16 protein-coding genes are annotated in these 19257 nt (G+C 35.1%); 11 read left to right on the forward strand and 5 right to left on the reverse strand.

Annotation, left to right across the window (positions count from 1 at the left end):
* Nucleotides 1–283 precede the first annotated feature (283 nt).
* From ACWGOQ_RS18095 to ACWGOQ_RS18110, 4 genes are all read left to right on the forward strand, one after another.
* Complete coding sequence (locus ACWGOQ_RS18095; protein WP_452057835.1) at nt 284–979, forward strand: hypothetical protein; 696 nt, start codon at nt 284–286, stop codon at nt 977–979.
* Nucleotides 980–1630: 651 nt separating this feature from the next.
* Complete coding sequence (locus tag ACWGOQ_RS18100) at nt 1631–1795, forward strand: hypothetical protein (RefSeq protein WP_452057834.1); 165 nt, start codon at nt 1631–1633, stop codon at nt 1793–1795.
* A 247-nt stretch (nt 1796–2042) separates the two neighbouring features.
* Complete coding sequence (locus ACWGOQ_RS18105) at nt 2043–2567, forward strand: DUF8685 domain-containing protein (RefSeq protein WP_452057833.1); 525 nt, start codon at nt 2043–2045, stop codon at nt 2565–2567.
* Nucleotides 2568–4010, forward strand: a complete 1443-nt coding sequence (locus ACWGOQ_RS18110; RefSeq protein WP_452057832.1) for an SLC13 family permease — start codon at nt 2568–2570, stop codon at nt 4008–4010.
* Nucleotides 4011–4309: 299 nt separating this feature from the next.
* On the opposite strand, the gene ACWGOQ_RS18115 is transcribed toward ACWGOQ_RS18110, so the two are convergent.
* Both ACWGOQ_RS18115 and aroB read right to left on the reverse strand, forming a co-directional pair.
* Nucleotides 4310–5029, reverse strand: a complete 720-nt coding sequence (locus ACWGOQ_RS18115; RefSeq protein ID WP_452057831.1) for a hypothetical protein — start codon at nt 5027–5029, stop codon at nt 4310–4312.
* A 46-nt stretch (nt 5030–5075) separates the two neighbouring features.
* On the reverse strand, nt 5076–6146 hold the full coding sequence (aroB, locus tag ACWGOQ_RS18120) for a 3-dehydroquinate synthase (RefSeq protein WP_452057830.1): 1071 nt from the start codon (nt 6144–6146) through the stop codon (nt 5076–5078).
* 167 nt (nt 6147–6313) lie between these two features.
* Here aroB and ACWGOQ_RS18125 point away from each other — a divergent pair, with 167 nt between their 5' ends.
* Both ACWGOQ_RS18125 and ACWGOQ_RS18130 read left to right on the forward strand, forming a co-directional pair.
* On the forward strand, nt 6314–7489 hold the full coding sequence (locus ACWGOQ_RS18125; protein WP_452057829.1) for a proline dehydrogenase family protein: 1176 nt from the start codon (nt 6314–6316) through the stop codon (nt 7487–7489).
* A gap of 246 nt (nt 7490–7735) precedes the next feature.
* Entirely contained in the window at nt 7736–8116 is a 381-nt protein-coding gene (locus tag ACWGOQ_RS18130; protein ID WP_452057828.1) for a VOC family protein, read from the forward strand.
* Nucleotides 8117–8122: 6 nt separating this feature from the next.
* Here ACWGOQ_RS18130 and tamL read toward each other — a convergent pair whose 3' ends face one another.
* Nucleotides 8123–10384 carry a translocation and assembly module lipoprotein TamL gene (tamL, locus tag ACWGOQ_RS18135; RefSeq protein WP_452057827.1) on the reverse strand — a complete coding sequence of 754 codons (2262 nt, stop codon included), beginning with the start codon at nt 10382–10384 and terminating at the stop codon, nt 8123–8125.
* A 2-nt stretch (nt 10385–10386) separates the two neighbouring features.
* Nucleotides 10387–15381 (reverse strand): translocation/assembly module TamB domain-containing protein, encoded by a 4995-nt coding sequence (locus ACWGOQ_RS18140; protein ID WP_452057826.1) that lies wholly within the window; start codon nt 15379–15381, stop codon nt 10387–10389.
* Nucleotides 15382–15663: 282 nt separating this feature from the next.
* Here ACWGOQ_RS18140 and ACWGOQ_RS18145 point away from each other — a divergent pair, with 282 nt between their 5' ends.
* Nucleotides 15664–16260 carry a pentapeptide repeat-containing protein gene (locus tag ACWGOQ_RS18145; RefSeq protein WP_458202836.1) on the forward strand — a complete coding sequence of 199 codons (597 nt, stop codon included), beginning with the start codon at nt 15664–15666 and terminating at the stop codon, nt 16258–16260.
* On the opposite strand, the gene pdxR is transcribed toward ACWGOQ_RS18145, so the two are convergent.
* Nucleotides 16250–17746, reverse strand: coding sequence for a MocR-like pyridoxine biosynthesis transcription factor PdxR (gene pdxR, locus ACWGOQ_RS18150; protein ID WP_452057824.1), 1497 nt, complete (start codon nt 17744–17746; stop codon nt 16250–16252). The genes ACWGOQ_RS18145 and pdxR overlap by 11 nt on opposite strands.
* Before the next feature lie 73 nt (nt 17747–17819).
* Here pdxR and ACWGOQ_RS18155 point away from each other — a divergent pair, with 73 nt between their 5' ends.
* Genes ACWGOQ_RS18155 through ACWGOQ_RS18170 form a run of 4 tightly spaced genes read left to right on the forward strand, consistent with a single transcriptional unit; the run spans nt 17820 to nt 19149 of the window.
* The gene (locus tag ACWGOQ_RS18155) at nt 17820–18479 is read left to right on the forward strand and encodes a pyridoxamine 5'-phosphate oxidase family protein (protein ID WP_452057823.1); all 660 of its coding nucleotides are present in this window, start codon (nt 17820–17822) and stop codon (nt 18477–18479) included.
* 44 nt (nt 18480–18523) lie between these two features.
* A complete protein-coding gene (locus ACWGOQ_RS18160) occupies nt 18524–18814 on the forward strand; it encodes a DUF1272 domain-containing protein (RefSeq protein ID WP_452057822.1) in 291 nt (96 codons plus the stop codon).
* Between the two features lie 10 nt (nt 18815–18824).
* Nucleotides 18825–19007, forward strand: a complete 183-nt coding sequence (locus tag ACWGOQ_RS18165) for a hypothetical protein (protein ID WP_452057821.1) — start codon at nt 18825–18827, stop codon at nt 19005–19007.
* Nucleotides 18988–19149: a GNAT family N-acetyltransferase gene (locus ACWGOQ_RS18170; protein ID WP_452057820.1), complete on the forward strand. Its 162-nt coding sequence runs from the start codon at nt 18988–18990 to the stop codon at nt 19147–19149. The genes ACWGOQ_RS18165 and ACWGOQ_RS18170 overlap by 20 nt, the downstream gene beginning before the upstream one ends.
* Nucleotides 19150–19257: the final 108 nt, after the last annotated feature.

The raw sequence follows: 19257 nt of genomic DNA on the forward strand, positions 1-19257 counted from the left end.
CAAGATTGCAAATGTAGTTATTTGAAATGTGTTAGTAAAATGCAGCTGGCTTTTACAATTGTTAAATAGCTGTTATATTTTATCAAATGATCATAATTGGACATCTGCTTTGCGGAGGCTTAGCTTGTCGAAATACAAACCCTCAATCCAGAACCCTGAGCTGTCACACTGAGCTTGTCGAAGTGGTAGCCGAAGGGTGAGCATACAAGGTAACATTCTTCTCTTTTTTAACACTATATAATGAAGCAGTGCGATTACTGCCGTAATCTAAAAACTAAAAAAGATGTCAAAAGAAAATTATGACGCCAAAGTAGCAATATTAGAGGCGATACCGCAAAACCAGGTAAAACCGCCAAAAACTCCAATTGATTCTTATTTGCAGGAAGCCGAAGATCAGTTTATCTGGGCTGAAGAAGATCAGGAGGCATTAGAAAGTAAAGGGTTGGATTGGACGTTTGTTACCGATCTACCCGTACGAACCGGAGCCGCCAGACACGCGCAATCTATCTGGAATGCCGAGCGTTACGGACAGGAAGAAGCAGCCAGAGCCTGGAAAGAGGAGGCTCCAAAAGCCTTTGAGTTTAGAAATGACTTATTAGCTGATCTACGTTTTGCCTATAGAAAACGTGCAGATCTTATTGCACGGGTACGCGCTATAGCTGATGGCGAAGGCAATGCCGATATGATTCAGGATCTTAGTGATATCAGCGCCTTAGGAAAAGCAAATCCCGAAGAACTGACCAATGCTAATTTTGATCTTACCCAATTAGACCTAGCAGCACAGCGCTCTGATGAACTCGCTGATTTATTGGCAAAAGCCAATGGTAGTCGATTAGACAACTCCAAAGCCAAAGATATGCGGGATCGTGCGTATACCTATCTAAAAGAAGCTATGAACGAAATCCGAGATACGGGTAAATATGCCTTTAGAAAAAATCCCAAACGTTTTAAAGGATATATCAGCAAGTACCGTTCTTAATCCCAGTAGTAAGTGTAGCCACGCGAACATTAGTTAGGGTAAGGCGAATCGTTGGCGGGGCTCACCGAGCTGTTCGTGTGAGGCGTCGGACTTTTGGCGTTGGTAGCCCGACTCTTGGTATTGGCTGCCAACTTGTTCGCTATAGGGACTTTGTCCTTTGCGATCGATAACGGATGTTTAGCATAGATCGAAAAAAAAACCCGCACCCATTTTTAGTTGTGGGTTGTTTTGTTTTTGTGGTTAGGTGTGTGGGAAAGGAGTAGTATGTATAAACCACTGCTCCGCAAAGTCTCCCGACTTTGAGGTATATAGTTGGATTTAATTTAGCACGAGTGATACGCTCGCGCCAGATGGGGACTTTGCGCAGCATTTCGTTTTTAATTTTTAAGTACTCTTTTCGGAGCGGATGAATTGTTCGTAAATATTATTTATTCTTATCTTATCAGGGTGTTTGTCTTCTTCCTTAACTTTCATTTGTTGTTTTTTGTTTTCAAATTTGCCCTAACAATAATATCTAGTTACCTAGATAATCAAATACACTATTTTATAATTAATACAGAGCCACGTTTCCGCAACCATATACACTTTCCTTTAATCTTTCCACTAAACTACACCAACCACCAAACAATTCGTTGTGGTTTTCCACAATGGGTGTCGTTTAGATACAATGATGAGATACCACTACAAGAATATATAGCAGTCGATTGGGTTTGTTTACGTTATGAAAGCAGGTTTGACGACCTTACTTTCTGGGGATGTATGACCTGTGCGCTGAGCGTAGCCGAAGTGCACGAGTTACAGAATACCGAACCCTAGCCGTAGCCGAAGTATACATTCATCCTTCGGTTCCCACTTCGACACCTGTCCGCCTATGGAGGAAGCTCAGTTTGACATCTCGGGGTTCGATATCCGAGGACTGAGCGGAGCCGAAGTCCGAGTATTATTCCGAAACCTGAATATAGGGAAATTTTCTTAACTATATTTATCAGTGTTATGGATTTTGTAATGGTACATATCGGTAAAACCCCAATACTTTTATATTTTAGCTTAAAAACAAATACCAATGATATTAGGAATAGGCTCCAGAATTAAACACCCAACTTACGGATTAGGGGTAGTGACCAATGTAACCGCAAAAATGTATTGGGTCACGTTTATAGAAAACGGATTAGAAACCATTGATGTAGATGAAGATTTTGAAGTGATCGATGGAGTAGAGGATGAAGTATATACCATCAGTTTCTATGAGGTAGAACAAACCTTTAGAGAATTACTAAAACGCTATAGCGATATCTCAGAAATTGTTCCTATTGCTGATAAATGGAAAGGTGGTAAGATCATATTAGAACCAGGTGATACCAATTTAACTTCAAAAGAAATTCCTATCGATACCTTCTTTCATAAAATAGTGATGGTACGGGATCGCATCCGTGTGATGGAACAAAAGATCAATAGCTCTAAAGTAATCGAGGATCAGGATAAAGTAGATCTACAACAATACATCACTCGTATGTATGGCAGTTTAACGACTTTTAATGTACTGTTCAAAAATAAATCTCAGCAATTTACAGGAAGTAGTAAAAAATAAATGACACGATATCCACTCATCAAAAAGATCGGATTAATCGCAGGACCTATTTTGTTTTTGGTTTTGATCAATCTTCCGGTTGTATTAGTTTCTGAAATTGCAGATAAAGTACTGTCGGTAGCAGTTTGGATGATTGTTTGGTGGATAACTGAAGCAGTTTCTATATCGGTAACGGCTTTGATTCCGTTGATTTTGTTTCCATTAGTAGGAGTTTTAGATCTAAAAACAGTTTCTCAAAGTTATGGAAGCCCGATTGTTTTTTTGTTTTTTGGAGGGTTTGTAATGGCATTAGCTTTAGAAAAAGTAAATCTCCACAAACGTATCGCTTTATCTATCATCAAAATTACAGGAACAAGTCCGGATCGGGTAATCCTTGGGTTTATGATTGCCACGGCTTTTATGAGTATGTGGATCAGTAATACAGCCTGTACCGTAGTGATGTTACCGATTGCGTTATCGGTGATACAATTATTGGTAAATGATAAAGATGGATTTACTAAAAATGATCGCAATTTTGCCTTGAGTATTATGTTGGGAATCGCTTTTGCTGCCAATGTGGGTGGTGTTGCCACGATTATCGGAACTCCGCCAAATTCGGTATTGGTAGGGTTTTTAGAAAACGAATACCAAATAGAAATCTCTTTTTTAAACTGGATGTTATTAGCATTACCTTTTTCTATACTAATGATCGGTATTGTTTATATTGTCATCGTAAAATGGATTTATCCCAATCGGATCGGGAGTTTCACCGCATCCAAAGACCTGATTGATCAAGAACTAAAAAAATTAGGGAAGATCAAGCGTACAGAACGTAGGGTATTGACCATTTTTTGTGTGGTGATATTTTTATGGATTTCCAGAACTTCGATCAATGGCTTTTTTCCGGAGCTGAAATTATCAGATACCGGGATCAGTATGATGGGAGCCTTTGCACTATTTGTAATTCCGTTTAAACTAAGTACAGGAGAGTTTACCTTACTTTGGAAAGACACACAAAAACTACCTTGGGGCATCCTGATTCTCTTTGGCGGGGGCTTGGCACTAGCAAGCGGTTTATCTCATGCTGGTTTGATAGAATTGGTAGCAAATGGCATTGCTGCAAATCAGGGATTGAGCTTGTTAGTGGTGACACTACTACTCATTGTTTTTATGCTATTTATGACCGAATTGATGAGTAATGTTGCTTTAGTTGCCATTTTTGTGCCTGTAGTTGCAGGGATTGCAATAGGATTAGATATACCGATGCTGCATTTACTAATTCCTGTAACGATGGCTGCGAGTTGTGCGTTTATGTTGCCAATGGCAACTCCGCCTAATGCAATCGTATTTGCTAGTGGTTATGTAAAAGTATCCGAAATGGTAAAAGCAGGATTCATCCTAAATGTTATTTCGGTTATATTGCTGGTGCTGTTGTTTAAGTTTTATGTGTCGTTGTTATTTTGATGGTTAGTTTGGAGTATAAAGTATTGAGTAATTAGTATCGAGTATCGGGATATTGTGAATCGGTTTTTAGTCAGTATTTTTTTAATAAAGGGATGTTCCTTTTTCTCTATCGTGAATGATAGGATAAGGGGATTTTCAAATATAAATCCTCACCTTAAGTTCATTCCCAGAGGGAGAAGAAACGAGTAAGATGTCTAAAAAAGTTATTTTAGTTGGTTTAGTATTAAATAATCAGCAGTCACTATTATACCATATGCTCCACTTAGTGCAAATTACTCCGTACTACCTACTAACAACTATCACTCCTCATTCCAAGCTCTTAGATTATCAATAGGAACTCCAAAACCTAATAGCTTGTGTTCTTGTGCCAGGTAGGCACCACTTTCTGTTGTTTTCCAATTTTCGCAACTAGCTTGTATACCTCCGACTGGAAGAATTGAAACCCACATTCTGAACGCTATTGGAAGATAATTTTCATCAACTTTCCACAGGTACGAATCTCCGGGTGTTGTTCCACCAGAACTGTAAGTAATTAATAGACCTTGATCCCCATTTTCCAGATCCACTAGTTTTCTGGTTACTCCCTGATCAAATAGTTTATGTGGCGCTACGATCCAAAAAGAATCATTATTAAAATCAGATAAAGCTTTATCTAATAGAGTTTCTTTTTTAGAGGAGTTTATAGGTTGACCATTCTTAGTGATAGTACTATTTTGATGGTTTTGAAGATCCAAGTTGGCTTCATAATCGTTCCATTTGATTTGCACTTTTCCGGATTTTTTGTTCCAGAGGTAATGATTTTTTTTACGAAATGTCCATTGTACGAAATCAGTATTCAGGTACTTATCGTGTTGTACTGCATTCTGTATTTGTAATGCAAAATTATCTGCTGCTGCTCCTGGTGTTCCTTCCGGAATCTCTTTATCCAGAGAGAAATATAAAATCGTTACCAAAAAAATTACGATAACCAATAAGCTGGCAAAGAATATTGTAAGGAGTTTAAGGAGTCGCTTTTTCAAGATATTGTGCTTTTGTGAGGTTTAAATATATTAAATCAAACCGAAATTAAAGCGAATCGTAATATTCAAAAGCATCTATAATCAGGTCATCAGAAACAATACAATTGTATTTTGCAGCGCCAATTCTATGGAGTAGCACAAAATAAATGTTTCCTTTTTCATTCTTTTTATCGTGAACCAGTAATTCCATAATTGCTTTGCGATCATTTGGATCAATATCTACCTTTGGAAATGTAGCCAAAATTACCTGACTTATGATGATCAGTTCTTCTTCTTTTAGAGAGAGTTCTGCTGCAGAAATAAATGCTTCTAGGATCATTCCTATAGCAATTGCTTCTCCATGCAGTAATGCTGGTTTTTCTGCATGAGTGAGATAAAAAGATTCAATCGCATGGCCCAATGTATGTCCAAAATTTAGATATTTTCTAATATTTTGTTCTGTAGGATCTTCAAATACAATCGTATTCTTAATTACTACAGAATCATAAATCAACTGATCCAGATCATCTGTGGTAAGTTTTGATAGATCACTCATTTTTTCCCAATAAGCACTATCCTGTATCAATCCGTGTTTCAGCATTTCTGCAAAACCACTACACATTTGATTTACGGGTAAGGTTCCTAAAAATTCGGTGTCGACCAATACCATTTCAGATTCACTAATGACACCTACCATATTTTTTAGGTTGCCGAGATCGACACCAGTTTTTCCACCTACAGAAGCATCAACCATGGCTAGTAATGAGGTCGGCACATTGATATAACGAATTCCTCGTTTATATGTACAGGCGATAAACCCGCCAAGATCTGTTACCACGCCACCACCTAGATTGATGAGCAAACTTTTTCTATCGGCACCATATTCTGCCAAAACACTCCAGATACTACTGCAGGTATCAATATTCTTGTTGATTTCTCCGGGCTCGATCTCCAAAACTTCAATTTCATAATCTCCTTCAATCTTGCTTATGAAATGCGCATAGCAATTTTGATACGTGTTGCTATCTACTAGCATAAAAATTTTAGAATGTATCGCATTTTTTAAGTAAGAATTCAGTGCGGTATAGCAATCATCATTAAAATAAACGATAGAATCTTTAGAAACTATGGGCTTCATAAATAGTGTTTTTAATAGGTTGTGAAATTAAGTAGAATTTATAATAAAATAAACTTCCAAGTTTTATATTTGCAGATATCTCAAAACTATTAATTGCTAAGTGATAATACTATTGTTGTTTTAGTGAATTTACGCATATAGTTGCGAATTTTTAAAATTAATACTGAATGAAAGGACAAACTTTGTTTGATAATACAGAGACCGCTTTTACTTTAAAAAGTGATCCAGAACTGGAAAGAGCTTATTTTCTTTTTAAAATGATTGCTAACGAGCCCCTTGTACGCATTGGTGCTGCCGTTACTAATTTTGCATTAAAAGCATATTTGCCGGTTAAAGGATTAATTAGGGTCACAGTATTTGATCATTTTTGTGGCGGAGTGAACAAGAAGGATTGTTTGCCTGTAGTAGAAAAAATGTATACAAAAGGCAAGGTTTCTTCAGTGTTAGATTACTCGGTTGAAGGTAAGGAAGAAGAAGAACAGTTTGATCACGTTTTTAAAAAGACTTTAGAAATCCTGGACTTTGTAGATCAAAAAGAAGCAATTCCGTTTGGAGTATTTAAGCCTACAGGTTTCGGACGATTTTTAGTTTGGCAGAAAAAAACAGAAGGAACGCCTTTTACGGTAAAGGAAGCAAAAGAATGGAGTAGGATAGAGGAGCGTTTTGATCAGGTATGTAAAAAGGCATATGAATGTGATGTACCATTATTGATTGATGGAGAAGAAAGCTGGATGCAGGGTGCTGCCGATGAATTGGTGGCTAAGATGATGGCAAAATATAATAAGGAAAAAGTTATTGTATACAATACCTTACAGTTATATAGACATGATAGGTTTGCCTACCTAAAGAAACTACATCAGGAAGCAAAAGAAGCTGGTTTTAAGATCGGAATGAAGATTGTGCGTGGGGCGTATATGGAAAAAGAAAATGAACGTGCGGCAGAAAAAGGATACCCTACACCTATATGCGAGAGCAAAGCTGCTACAGATATAAATTTTAACACGACACTAGAGTACATTTTACAGAACCTGGACGATATTTCGGTATTTATAGGAACACATAACGAGGACAGTTGTTATAAGGCAATCGAATTGATGAGAAAGCAACAAATTGTTAAGAATGATCCGCGAGTGTGGCTAGGACAATTATATGGTATGAGTGATCATATTAGTTTTAATTTGGCAGCAGAAGGTTTTAATGTGGCGAAGTATCTTCCTTTTGGACCAGTGCGAGACGTCATGCCATATTTAATCCGTAGAGCAGAAGAAAACACATCGGTAGCCGGACAGACCACAAGGGAATTGGATTTGTTATCCAAAGAACGAAAAAGAAGAAAGATGTAGTTTTTTGAATTACGAGTTTTGAATTCAGTTGTTATAAGTTTTAGTGGAATGTCTTTTCAAGGTGTCACATTGAGCTTTCTTTTTAGCAGGCAGGTTTCGATATGTATGTTGCAATCTATAAAGCAATGCATCGAAGAAAGTTGTAGTTTTTTAATTGTTAGTTTTTTACTTTAATTAGAAACGGATCGCGTTCTGCATCTGGATGACGTGGTAACTTCTAATCTTAATACAAGAAATCCATAAGAAATGAATCTAAACCAAGTTACTATTCCATCATTAGACATTGAGCAATCTATTGCTTTTTATGAGAAACTGGGATTGCGACTAATTGTAAAAGCGTTACCACATTATGCACGTTTTGAGTGTAAAGAAGGGGAGGCTACGTTTTCTATTCATCAGGTCGAAAGATTGCCACAAGGAGAAGGGATATATGTGTATTTTGAAACGGAACAATTGGATGAGGAAGTAGAACGATTGCAAACAGAAGGAATTCATTTTGATCAATTACCTACCGATCAAAGATGGTTATGGAAAGAAGCAAGACTGAAGGATCCCGACGGAAATCACATCATATTATTTTTTGCAGGAGATAACCGCAAGAACCCGCCGTGGCGGATAAATAGATAATATATATCAGAAAGGATACCCGATGGCAAAATTCAGGATGGGATTAGCAACATCAAAGTTAAAACTTTGGGGTTCTTCTGAAGGATCATTTAATGGAGCGGCCAAGTCAAAGCGAATTACAAAGTTTTGAATATCAACACGCAATCCAACACCTGCTCCAATACCGAGTTCATTGATAAAATTTGATGAAAATTTACCTCCAGATAGTGCATCATTAGCTTCCATCAGCCAAACATTCCCTGCATCTGCAAAAACAGCCCCCTTAAGATATGGAATAATAGGAAATCTATATTCTAAATTAGCCTCTAACCGAATGTCTCCGGATCTATCAAAAAAAGATCCCGTATCGTTAGGGTCAGGTGTATAGGTTCCCGGACCAAGAGATCGTATTCTAAATGCTCTAACACTAAAAGGCCCACCAGAAAAGTATTGTTTGGAGAAAGGTAACGTAGTAGAGTTGCCATAAGCCAATCCCCATCCACCAAACAAACGCGCTACTAGTTTTTGATCATTACCTAAACTAAAATGATATCTAAAATCGATATCAGCTTTTACATATTGAGCATATTCCAACCCTAGAAACGTTTTGGAATTATTGCCTTCTTGATCTTTTCCGAAAAGGCTAACCGTATTACCTGCAATATCAAAATTTGCATTAAAATAGAATGCATTTTTAATTGAATTGTCATTAAGTTCATTGTAAATAAAGGAGTAGGTGAGCCCTGCGATAAATTGTTGATCAAAACTACTGGCTAAAAATGGATTTTCATCCAAGATGTCTTCAAACTCTTGGGTCGTATTAGAGAGATTTACGTAATTGATACTTATGGGATTTAATTCATGATTTACAAAACGATTGGCATTCCAGCTGTATCCAAAGCTGGCATTTAAAGAATTTAGACTATACAGTTTACTTCTGTTAAGATATTCAAATCCTGCACTCACGATCGTCTTAGGAACAGCATACTTAAAACGATCTACAATTTCTATCGGAAATAACAATCTGGGAAATATAAGATCTGATTTTAAACCTATCTGAGTGCTGCTTAGCCCCTGGTTTTCTGAACCAGATAATTGTGTCTCATAGCCAAAAGAAGCGGTTATATTAAGAGTTTCACCTCCTTTAAAAAGATTTCTATTAGCGTAGGTTAGCAGTACGTTTGGCCCTGTAAAATTATTAGATTTCGAAACTGCCTGTAATTCTGCTCTCAATGCTCGTTTATTTAAAGGAGATAAATAGATATTGGCGGTCAGATTACCATTTCCAGTACCATTTTGACCCGAGTCCAAAACATCATACTCTATATTCACAAATTTATATGTTCCAATAGAAGATAAACGATTACTGGTTCTTTTAGAAATAGTAGGATTATATAGTTGTCCTTTTTCAAATAGAATGTAAGATTCTAGCCTTTTAGGTTTAAAATATTCTTTATTCTGAATAAAATTAATACCCGAAAGTGATACAGTGTCCTTTTTAATACTATCAGTATCTATCGAGTAGTTTGGATACACATTAACTTCATTAATTTTATAAGGTACCAGCGATTTTTCTGGTACTTCCTTCTTTAACCGTAAAAATAAATCAAAACGCTTATTTTTATATTGATTGGTATCGGCTTCAAAGATTAGAAAATCTGCATTAAAATTGTAATACCCTTTAGATTTTAAAGATTTATCGATTCGTTCTCTTTCTAACTCAAACAATGCGAGATCAAAACGATCGTCTTTTTTGATCGGAGTCTCTGCCAATGTTGCTTTAATATCTTTGGCAATAGGATATTGTATCGAGTCCATTTGATACGTTTGTAATTTATATGGTTTTTTAATTGAAGCAGTATATAACAAATTGGCCTTGGTGCTATCCCTATGTACTTCTGAGTCGATAATACTTCTAAAAAAACCTCTGTTTTCTAATCGGTTATCGATGAGTTCACTGACTCTTTCCGGATCTACATTAGAAAGATAAACAGGTTCTTCACCAAAGTTTTTAAATAAGAATTTATTAATAAATCCCGGATTTTTCTTTTGATTTTTGTAATATGCGTACAACCCGAGTTTAATACCTAAAATTTTAGTATTTGGTTTTGGTCTCAGTACCAATTCTAATTCTTCTTCAATTGCCTTGATGTTTTTAATCTTTTCTTCGGATTGTAGTGTAATGGAAGCACCGGTGTACAATGTTTCATCATCCGGAATAAATCTTTTTACTCCACAGGAAAACGATAGCGCCGCTATACTGATTAAAAAAATGAGGTTCTTATTCAATTTCAATTCTTCTTTTTATTAGTAGTCTCTTCCTGCTCCAGTTCTTTTGCGACTGATCTAGAAAATAATTCTTTAAATTTATTGAATTCTCTATTAAAGATGAAAGCTATTCCTGTAACTATCAATTGCCCATCAATAACGCTTTCGAATTCATTTTTTCTAAAACCTTTAAGGCGATATCTACCGTTTTTTGTTAACAGATATTCGAGACTCACATTACCGATTACCGGAGTGCTTTCTTCATTGTTCTGGCTACTACCTTCGATATCTACATCACTTCCTACTTGTATAATCAACCGATCATTAAATAATCGTTTCTGCGCATTGATTTCTAATTGGGTTCGATTTTGTGGCGAATTTCCTTGATAATCTGTATAACTATTGAGTCCAAAATCCAATTCTATACCTGTATCTCCAATTAATTTATCAGAAAAGTTATTAAGCTGCCCTGATAAAACCTTATTTACATTATCTCTGGCCAGAGAGACAGCACCACCATTACTGCCGTCACTTCCTGACTGGGGAAAGAATCGATTAAGAACTAATAAAGAAAACACTTGTTTATTCAATTCTTCTTCTTGATTGTTCAGTTGCTGAACTTGGCTGTAAACTTCTCCTCCAAGTGATCCTTGTTCATCTTCTGGCATATCTAATTGGAAAGAAATTTCGGGTTCTAATAATTCACCATCTACATTAAGATATACCAAAAATGGTAGTTTTTGCCTAAATTGATTAACGACTCCTGTAGATTCTCCTGATGTTTTTGAAGCCATCAACGAAGCGGCAGATGTTTCTACATCATAGATGGCAGTTACATCTAGTTTGGCATCCAGCGGATCACCAAGCCAGGTAATAGAACCACCTGGAGCAATGGTAAACCTCCTTTTTACAATATTATACAAACTTACCTCATAATGACCATCGTTGATATCATAACGTCCTGATAAAGTCGTTCTTCCGTTTGGTTCCATGCCAAATTTAAATTCGCCCTTACCTGAAACTTGAAAATTATCTTTACTCCTTTCGTCAATGACAATTTTAAAAGTAGAGCCTTTGTCAATTTTCAACCGTGTATTAATATCATATCCTTTTAATAATGCTGTGGCATATTGGTCTTCTTCAACACGCGTCATAATTGCATCAGGATTTTTGCGGTTTACGAATACTACCACGCCTTCTCGCTCTTTGATATCCAATTCAGATTCAGGAACAATCAACGTGAAGTCAGATCCCTCATCAATTGCCAAATTTCCTCGAATCTTTGGAACATTAAGATCTCCTTGAATATCAAGATTCGCTGTTACTTTTACCGTACCGTAAAAAAGATCATTATCTTCTCTGGTTGCATTTAATATCTGAAAGTTTTTAGTTTTTAGCTTCAGATCAAAGTTAGGATTATTGATATTCTTCGTTCCAATTTTTCCATCTAAGGAAAAAGTGTTTTGATTTTCATCTGCAATCGTAAAATTGTTTAATAACAATCCTGAATTATCGATTTTGATGTTTTCTTCTGGTAATGTAAACCTAGTGTTTAGTGTATTTATAATTAAACTAGTGTTTTCAAAATGAAAAATCCCGTCGTATGTAGGTTCTAAAGTGGTGCCAGTAATCTTTGCATTACCTCTTATGATACCTTTAGTACCTGAAATTTGATCATCTACAAATTTTTCTATGACGTTCATATTCAACTTATCTAAAGTAAAGTCGAGATTAATATTTGCTGCTGTTTCAGAAGCTTTGTAATCACCATCAAGGCTTAATTCAGCATTTTCTCCATTGAGTTGAAGTGCTACTTCATAACTTTGAAAACTTTTGGAAGTTGCTTTTAAAGAGAGCTTACCTAAAGGTATTTCGGTAACTTCTAATTCACTTATACCAATGTCTGCTAACAATCCTGTTTCATCAAATGGGTTTTCAATAGTCAGTTCACCGTTAACTACTCCATTAGCAAGTATTTCGTCATTACTTAGAACAGAGGTGAACGTAGACAAATTAAACTTGTCGAATATTATTTTTATGTGTTCTTTATCAATCGAAGGATCATTAGAGTTAATGCTTAGTTGCTGTTGATTTTGTGATATTTCAAAATCTCTGAAGGAGAGATATTTTTCTGCAATAGTAATTTGATTGTTACCGGAAACAGTCCAAGGGTTTTTATCAAAAATGACAGATTTGGGATCAATGTGATAGTATAGTGTATCATTTTTGAGACGTAGCTCGGACCGCAAATAAGCAATTTCATCAGTTTCATCATTGGTGCTGAAATCGAGTAGTAATGCTTGATCTTTTAGCACTCCATCCAAAGATGTTCTATTAATATGGATAGGATCGGACAAAATATTTTTCCAACCCAAGGAAAAGTTAAGATCTTTTTTGTCTCCATTGATTGAAAGGTAGAGGCTATCTATACTGCTGGTATTATACTGTATTGACGGAGCCTCGATGTTAGCGGTAAGTTGTTCTGTGTCTTCTGTAAAATCAATGTCCACAGTAACAGAATCCATTTGTTTTAGCCCTGATAAAAAAACATCGCTAAGAATCGGTTTTTCTCTAAGCGTAAGGTTGATTTTAATGTTTACCGGATTTTTAATGGTATCCTTTACTGCTGACTCAGAAATATATTGTTTTAATTGTGTTTGTACGGCATAGGATATCGCTTGGATGTTTGCGTTGGCAGATATATTAGCATTTAGAAATCTACTATCTATTAATGCTTTTGTTTGCTTTTTGTTACTAGAAGCGGTGACTTTGATATCACTTACTGGATAAGGTTCATTTTCTTTTACGACCAAAGCATCGGTGATATTAGAAATGAGTGTAAAATTATCTGAATTTCCTTTAAAATCAACAAGTAATTTAAACTGGGTTTTAATGCGTTCTTGAGTGATCCCTAAACCATTTAAATCAGCTCCTTTTACATCTACTAATCCATCTATTTTAGGTGAAACTGAGTCTAGTTTCACCTTAGTATCCATCAATATATTTAAATTATCATCCTTAAACTTCGCGTTGATGTTTCCTTCTCCGTTGTTAATTTTACCTGATAACGTAAGATCAGAAAAATCATATTTTTTATAGGTCAATTGCTTAAAATCCGTGTTCAACGTTGCGTTTAGCGTATTGAGAGAAGTTCCGGATCCCGATATTTTCGCAGAAAGCGATACAGCTCCAAGCTGCTCATTATTTAATAGCTTTTGTAACTGAAGTTTAGTAATGTTAATAGCTCCGTCAAAAGCAATAGTACGTTGGTTTTTATAATTTCCATTAATGCTCACAGATCCTATGGATGTCTGGAGTGTAGCATTACCTTTAATTTGATTTATCGATCCAGTTATTTGACCACTGATATGGGTTGTGTCAGGAATCTTAATTCCCAAATCTGATTCATTTATAAAAGCTTTCACATCATTATTTGTAGTACGCATACTATACTTTAGCGTATCAACTCTGATCTCTTTTTCAGTTAGAAGGTTCTTAACCGCTCCTTTTAGTTTCAAATTTGTATCGGCTCCCCAATATAGGCTTGATATATTGGTATTGAAATCAGAAATTTTTCCATCAGCTTGTAATGAACCACGGATTCTTTTTTTTGCCAAGGAATCTACATAGCGATTTTTTGCCAGATCCGGCTGAAAAAAGTAGGAATCCTGTATATCAATATTCATAGTATCGATATCGATATCCATCTGTGATTTTTCTGGATTATTGACAAAATTAGATAAGGAGTTATAGGTAACATTGAACGACCCATTCAGGGTACTACCATTTGTGGTTATAATGAGATTATTGATCGCTAATCCAGAAGAATCATCGACACTTATTTTAGAAGAAAGCTTTTGAAGTTTGAATCCGCTTCGATCGTTCAAAGATAGCTGCGTAAGATCCACATTGGCTTTTCCTTTTCTTATTTTAAAATCATTGGCTTGTAGTGTTAAAGCATTCAGTACGATATGATCGGGGTTAAATGCTGAAGTATGGATGATATCCGAAGTAGTGCGGTATTGGATCGCATTGTTTTGTAATGCTAGTCGATTAGCTGTTACATTTACGTCTGGCCATTGAAAAACAACGGGAGTATCGCTAACAGGGTCTTTAACTTTATTACTTAAATCGGTATATGAAACTATAGAATTGTTAAGTGTCAAAACATCCACTTGATACGCTTGTTTTTCTAAATTTATAATACCCGAGGTTACTGATAACTCCCTAACATCCGAAATCAATGTAACTATTTCTGGTATTGACTGGTATGTTGCTTTTATATCCTGAATATTAATTTCAGCTACTGCTATCATTGGTAGTGGATATTTACTGCTGGTAGTATCCTGAGCGATTGTTTTGGTTTGTGTATAATTGATTACTGAGTTTGTAAAATTCAATGCATCTATTTCAAAAAGCATCGATTCCAGATCAAAATTTTCTACCGCTACTTCGAGCGTTCCCAATTTTGTTTTCATATCAATGCCAATTATTTCATCAAGAAAGGTTACTTCAAAATCGTGTAATGCAATATCTCCAATTTTTATAGGTACATTTTGATCAGATTTTGAAGGTTCTATAATCGAATCTTGATTTGAAGAAAAGGCTTCAGTTATAAAATTGAAGTTATAAGAATTTGTGTCTTCAGTTTTGACGATGTTTGCTTTTACACCCTTCCAATCCAAAGATTTAAGATGATAACTTTTTCCTCTGATCAACGGAATTAAAGCTATAGAAGCTTCCAGTTTTTGGGAGTATAGTAGTGTATCTTGTTTTCGATCTTCGAGATACACGCCTTCTAAAAGAATATTTCCGGAGAATGTGATATAAGCTTTGTCAATATCTACGACGGTACCAGTCTTGTCGGATATATATGAGACTAGTTTATTGACAATAATATCTTGACCCCATTGACTTCTTATAAATAGAATTAAAAGAATAAAAATGAAAAGTATACCAGCAACTATTTTAGATAGTATTTTTAACCATTTATATATTTTTTTCTTTTTTTTCTCCACACGAAAAGGTATACCGTTATTTAAGCTAGCAAAGGCAAATGTACATTGTTAAAAGTTAATCTCTTTTGAATTTTATCTTAATATGGTCTTAAGAACACGGATTGGTTCAAAAGTTTAATCATATAGGTTAAAATAAAGGTGGATATCGTGTAGAGATCATTAAAAATTGACCCATACATGTGTGAACCTTTTCAATTTTCCGTACACTACAATGGTATTACTTTTAGATAGGCTCAAATTGTAAATCACATTATTATTATAGTTTTAAAGAAATATTTATTTTTGAATTTATATAAGATAGAAATGACATTACAAACGTTCGTAAACAAAAACTTCACCAATCAAGATTTTTCTAATCAGAAATTACCCGGTAATGAGTACGATAACTGTACGTTTACGAATTGTGATTTTACGGAAGCAAATATAGCTGTTATTACATTTTTGGGATGTACATTTAGTGATTGCAATTTTACTAAGGTACTCCTGAAACAAGCTGCTTTTAGAGATGAATGTATATTTGAAGACTGTAAGTTGTTAGGAGCAAATTTTAGTAGTTGTGATGCTTTTATGTTTTCTGCAGGATTTCAAGGGTGTATATTAGATTATGCTTCCTTTGTTAGTTTTGAAATAAAAAATACGAAGTTTATTGATTGTAAAATGATTGGAGCTGATTTTACCGAAGCTACAATTATAGGTTCTGAATTCAGAAACTGTGATTTAAATAGTGCAGTTTTTGAACAAACAAATGCAGAGAAAGCAGATTTTACATCAGCGATAAAATTTGATATTGATCCAACTCAGAATAAATTAAAGAAAGCCAAGTTTTCTAAAGAAACCATAGCAGGCGTATTGAAAAAGTTTGATTTGATTATTGAATAGCCTTCATAACCATTTCCAGTATATCAATAACCTGAATTATTTCTGTTTCGTTAAATTTAGCAAAACCTATTCTAAAACCGTTATGACCGGAGTTGTCATTATCGTACCGTTTCCAGTCATTTATAAATACGAGACCTTTTTTCTGTGTTTCTATTATTACTGAATTCCAATGATATGGTTGTTTTAGTTGTACCCAAACTGCCATGCCGCCGCTCGGGATTTTAAAGTCGAAAAAATCATCCAACTTTTCCTGAAATAATTTACAGAATAAATCGCGACGAGCTTTATAGATTTTACGAACTTTATTACTATGTCTTTGTATATCACCGTTTACAATCATTCGAGCCAGTGTTTGTTCTAATAAGGTGTCGCCCTGTCTATCCAGAATACGCCTTAGTCTTGCAGCTTCATCAACCACTTCTTTTGGAGCAATAAAATACCCAATACGTAGTGCGGGAGCGATGATCTTTGTAAACCCTCCTATATAAATAACGTTTCCCTGAGTATCATTGCTGGCTAATGGTAGAATTGGGGCATTGTTATAATGAAAATCATAATCGTAATCATCCTCTATAATAGCAAAATGATAATGCTGCGCCAGACTTAGCAAATGCATACGTCGCTCTGCGGATAAAGTTACGGTAGTAGGATGGTGATGATGTGATGTTACATACACTGCTCTAATTTGATGTTTTTTACAGATTTTTTCAATTTCACTCGTTTTTATACCTTCTATATCTACCGATACACGTTTTATAATTCCACCTGCTTCTCTAAAAGTATTATCTGCGGTCATGTAATTGGTGTTACCAGTAATGACAATATTTTTTTGATTAAGCAAAAGTTGACTAGCTATATAAATACCCATTTGACTCCCTCTAGTAATAAGGATATTATCTTTTGTTATTTTTAACCCTCTGGTTTGGTTAAGATAGGTGACCAATGCATTGCGTAAATCGATATTTCCACGAGTATCGCTATAAGTCAGTAGTTCTCTGTGATATGAAGTTTTTGCAATATTTCGATAGTTTTTCGCAATATCATCAATAGGAGCTAATCGATGATCAGGAACTCCGTCATCTATTTTTAACATAGCATGATGAGTTTCTATTTCTTTTCTTAAGAGATGTTTTCTGTTTTTGAATTCAAAACCCACTGTATTTGAATTGCTTTTGGAGGTAAGAGAAACTTTTAATTGTCTAGGATTGATGATAGGTAAATCTTTACTAACAAAAGTGCCGCTTGCAGGAATACTATGAATCCAACCTTGTGACATCAGTTCGTCATAAGCTGCTACAACTGTTTTCCGATGTATATTAAGATCTTCTGACAACGGGCGGGATCCTGGTAGTTTTGTAGATGGTATTAATTTTCCTGATTGAATAAGACCAATTATTTGATCGCACAATTGCAAGTAAAGGTGCCTGTTAGACGTTCTGTTCAATTCAATTATACTTTTTAAAGGAAATAAAACTGGACTACTCATAATATGTAAACTGGATTAGATTAACACTCCATAAAGCTACTAATTTTGAGGCGTATCAAAAAACGAACAAATAATGTCAGAATATAAAATTACACCGTTGAATAAAGTAGTACGAGGAGCTAAAAGAGCCAGTTACACTGTAGAAGAAATTAATAAAATCCTGGATGATACTTTTTTATGTCATATTGGGTATGTGTGGGACGGTAAAGCGATTGTCATTCCAACTGCTTATGGAAGAAAAGATAATATCATCTATATTCACGGATCATTAAAGAACAGAATGATTATAAATTTATTAGATGCGGGAAAAGTTAGCCTCTCTGTTACACATCTGGATGGGTTGGTGCTGGCCAGATCTGCATTTCATCATTCCGCTAATTACCGTTCTGTAAATGCTTTTGGTAACGTTCGTAAAGTGCTAAATCCTAAAGAAAAAATGAATGCATTAGCCTGTATTCTTAACCATATGGTTCCGGGGCATTGGGACAATGTGAGAAGACCTAATAGGAAAGAATTTGATGCGACTTTAGTTATGGCGGTTGAGATTGATATAGCTTCAGCAAAAATCAGAGCAGAGGGAGTAGTTGATGAAAAAGAGGATCACAGTTTACCTATTTGGGCTGGAGTTGTACCTATCAGACAAGTAGCAAGTGATCCCGTTTCAGAACCTGATTTGCTAAGTGGTGTCAAAGTTCCAGAAACTGTAATGAAGTATATAGAAAACAAGTGTTAATTTTAATTCATAACTGAATAATCACAATTCTTAATTTTGGAAATATGTTAGAAATAAGACCTACTTGTGAGCACTGCAATACATCTTTGCCCAATGAAAGTGAAGAAGCGATGATCTGTACTTTTGAATGTACTTTTTGTAAAGATTGTGTAGCTACAATTTTGCATAATGTGTGTCCTAATTGTGGAGGTGGTTTTACTAAAAGACCAACCAGACCTTCTCATCTGTTAGAAAAATATCCTGTTAGTTCTAAAAAAATCCATAAACCAGTAGATATGGAAAGTTTTAGAGAACTACTAAACACATTTAGGAAGGATAACTCTAGAGAAAGATAAAATTTTGAGTGTGCAAATACAAATAACTTCGGTACATGATGTTCATAAGCTTTCTTTCCTAGGAAAAATGACTTTTGATCAATCTTTTGGGTATCTTTTTAGAGACAGAAATGGTTTAATCAATTATCTAGAAAATACATTTTCTGAAGAAAAATTAAGAAAAATCCTCAAATATGTATTGGATCGTTTTTGATGCAGATACCGCGGTGGGGTATGCTAAAATTCAACTAAACGATCGATCAGAGTTTATAAAGGCAAAGAAAGTATGTAAACTTCAAAAAATTTATATTTTAAAACAGCATCTGGGCAAAAGTATAGGTACCCAGTTACAATAATTCATAAAGCAATTGAAAATCATAGCGAGTTTATTTGGCTATCTGTTCTAAAGTCTAATGAAAAAGCAGTGGCTTTTTACCAAAGAAATAACTACAAGATTATTAGAG

It is taken from the genome of Aquimarina ulvae (genome assembly GCF_053613295.3).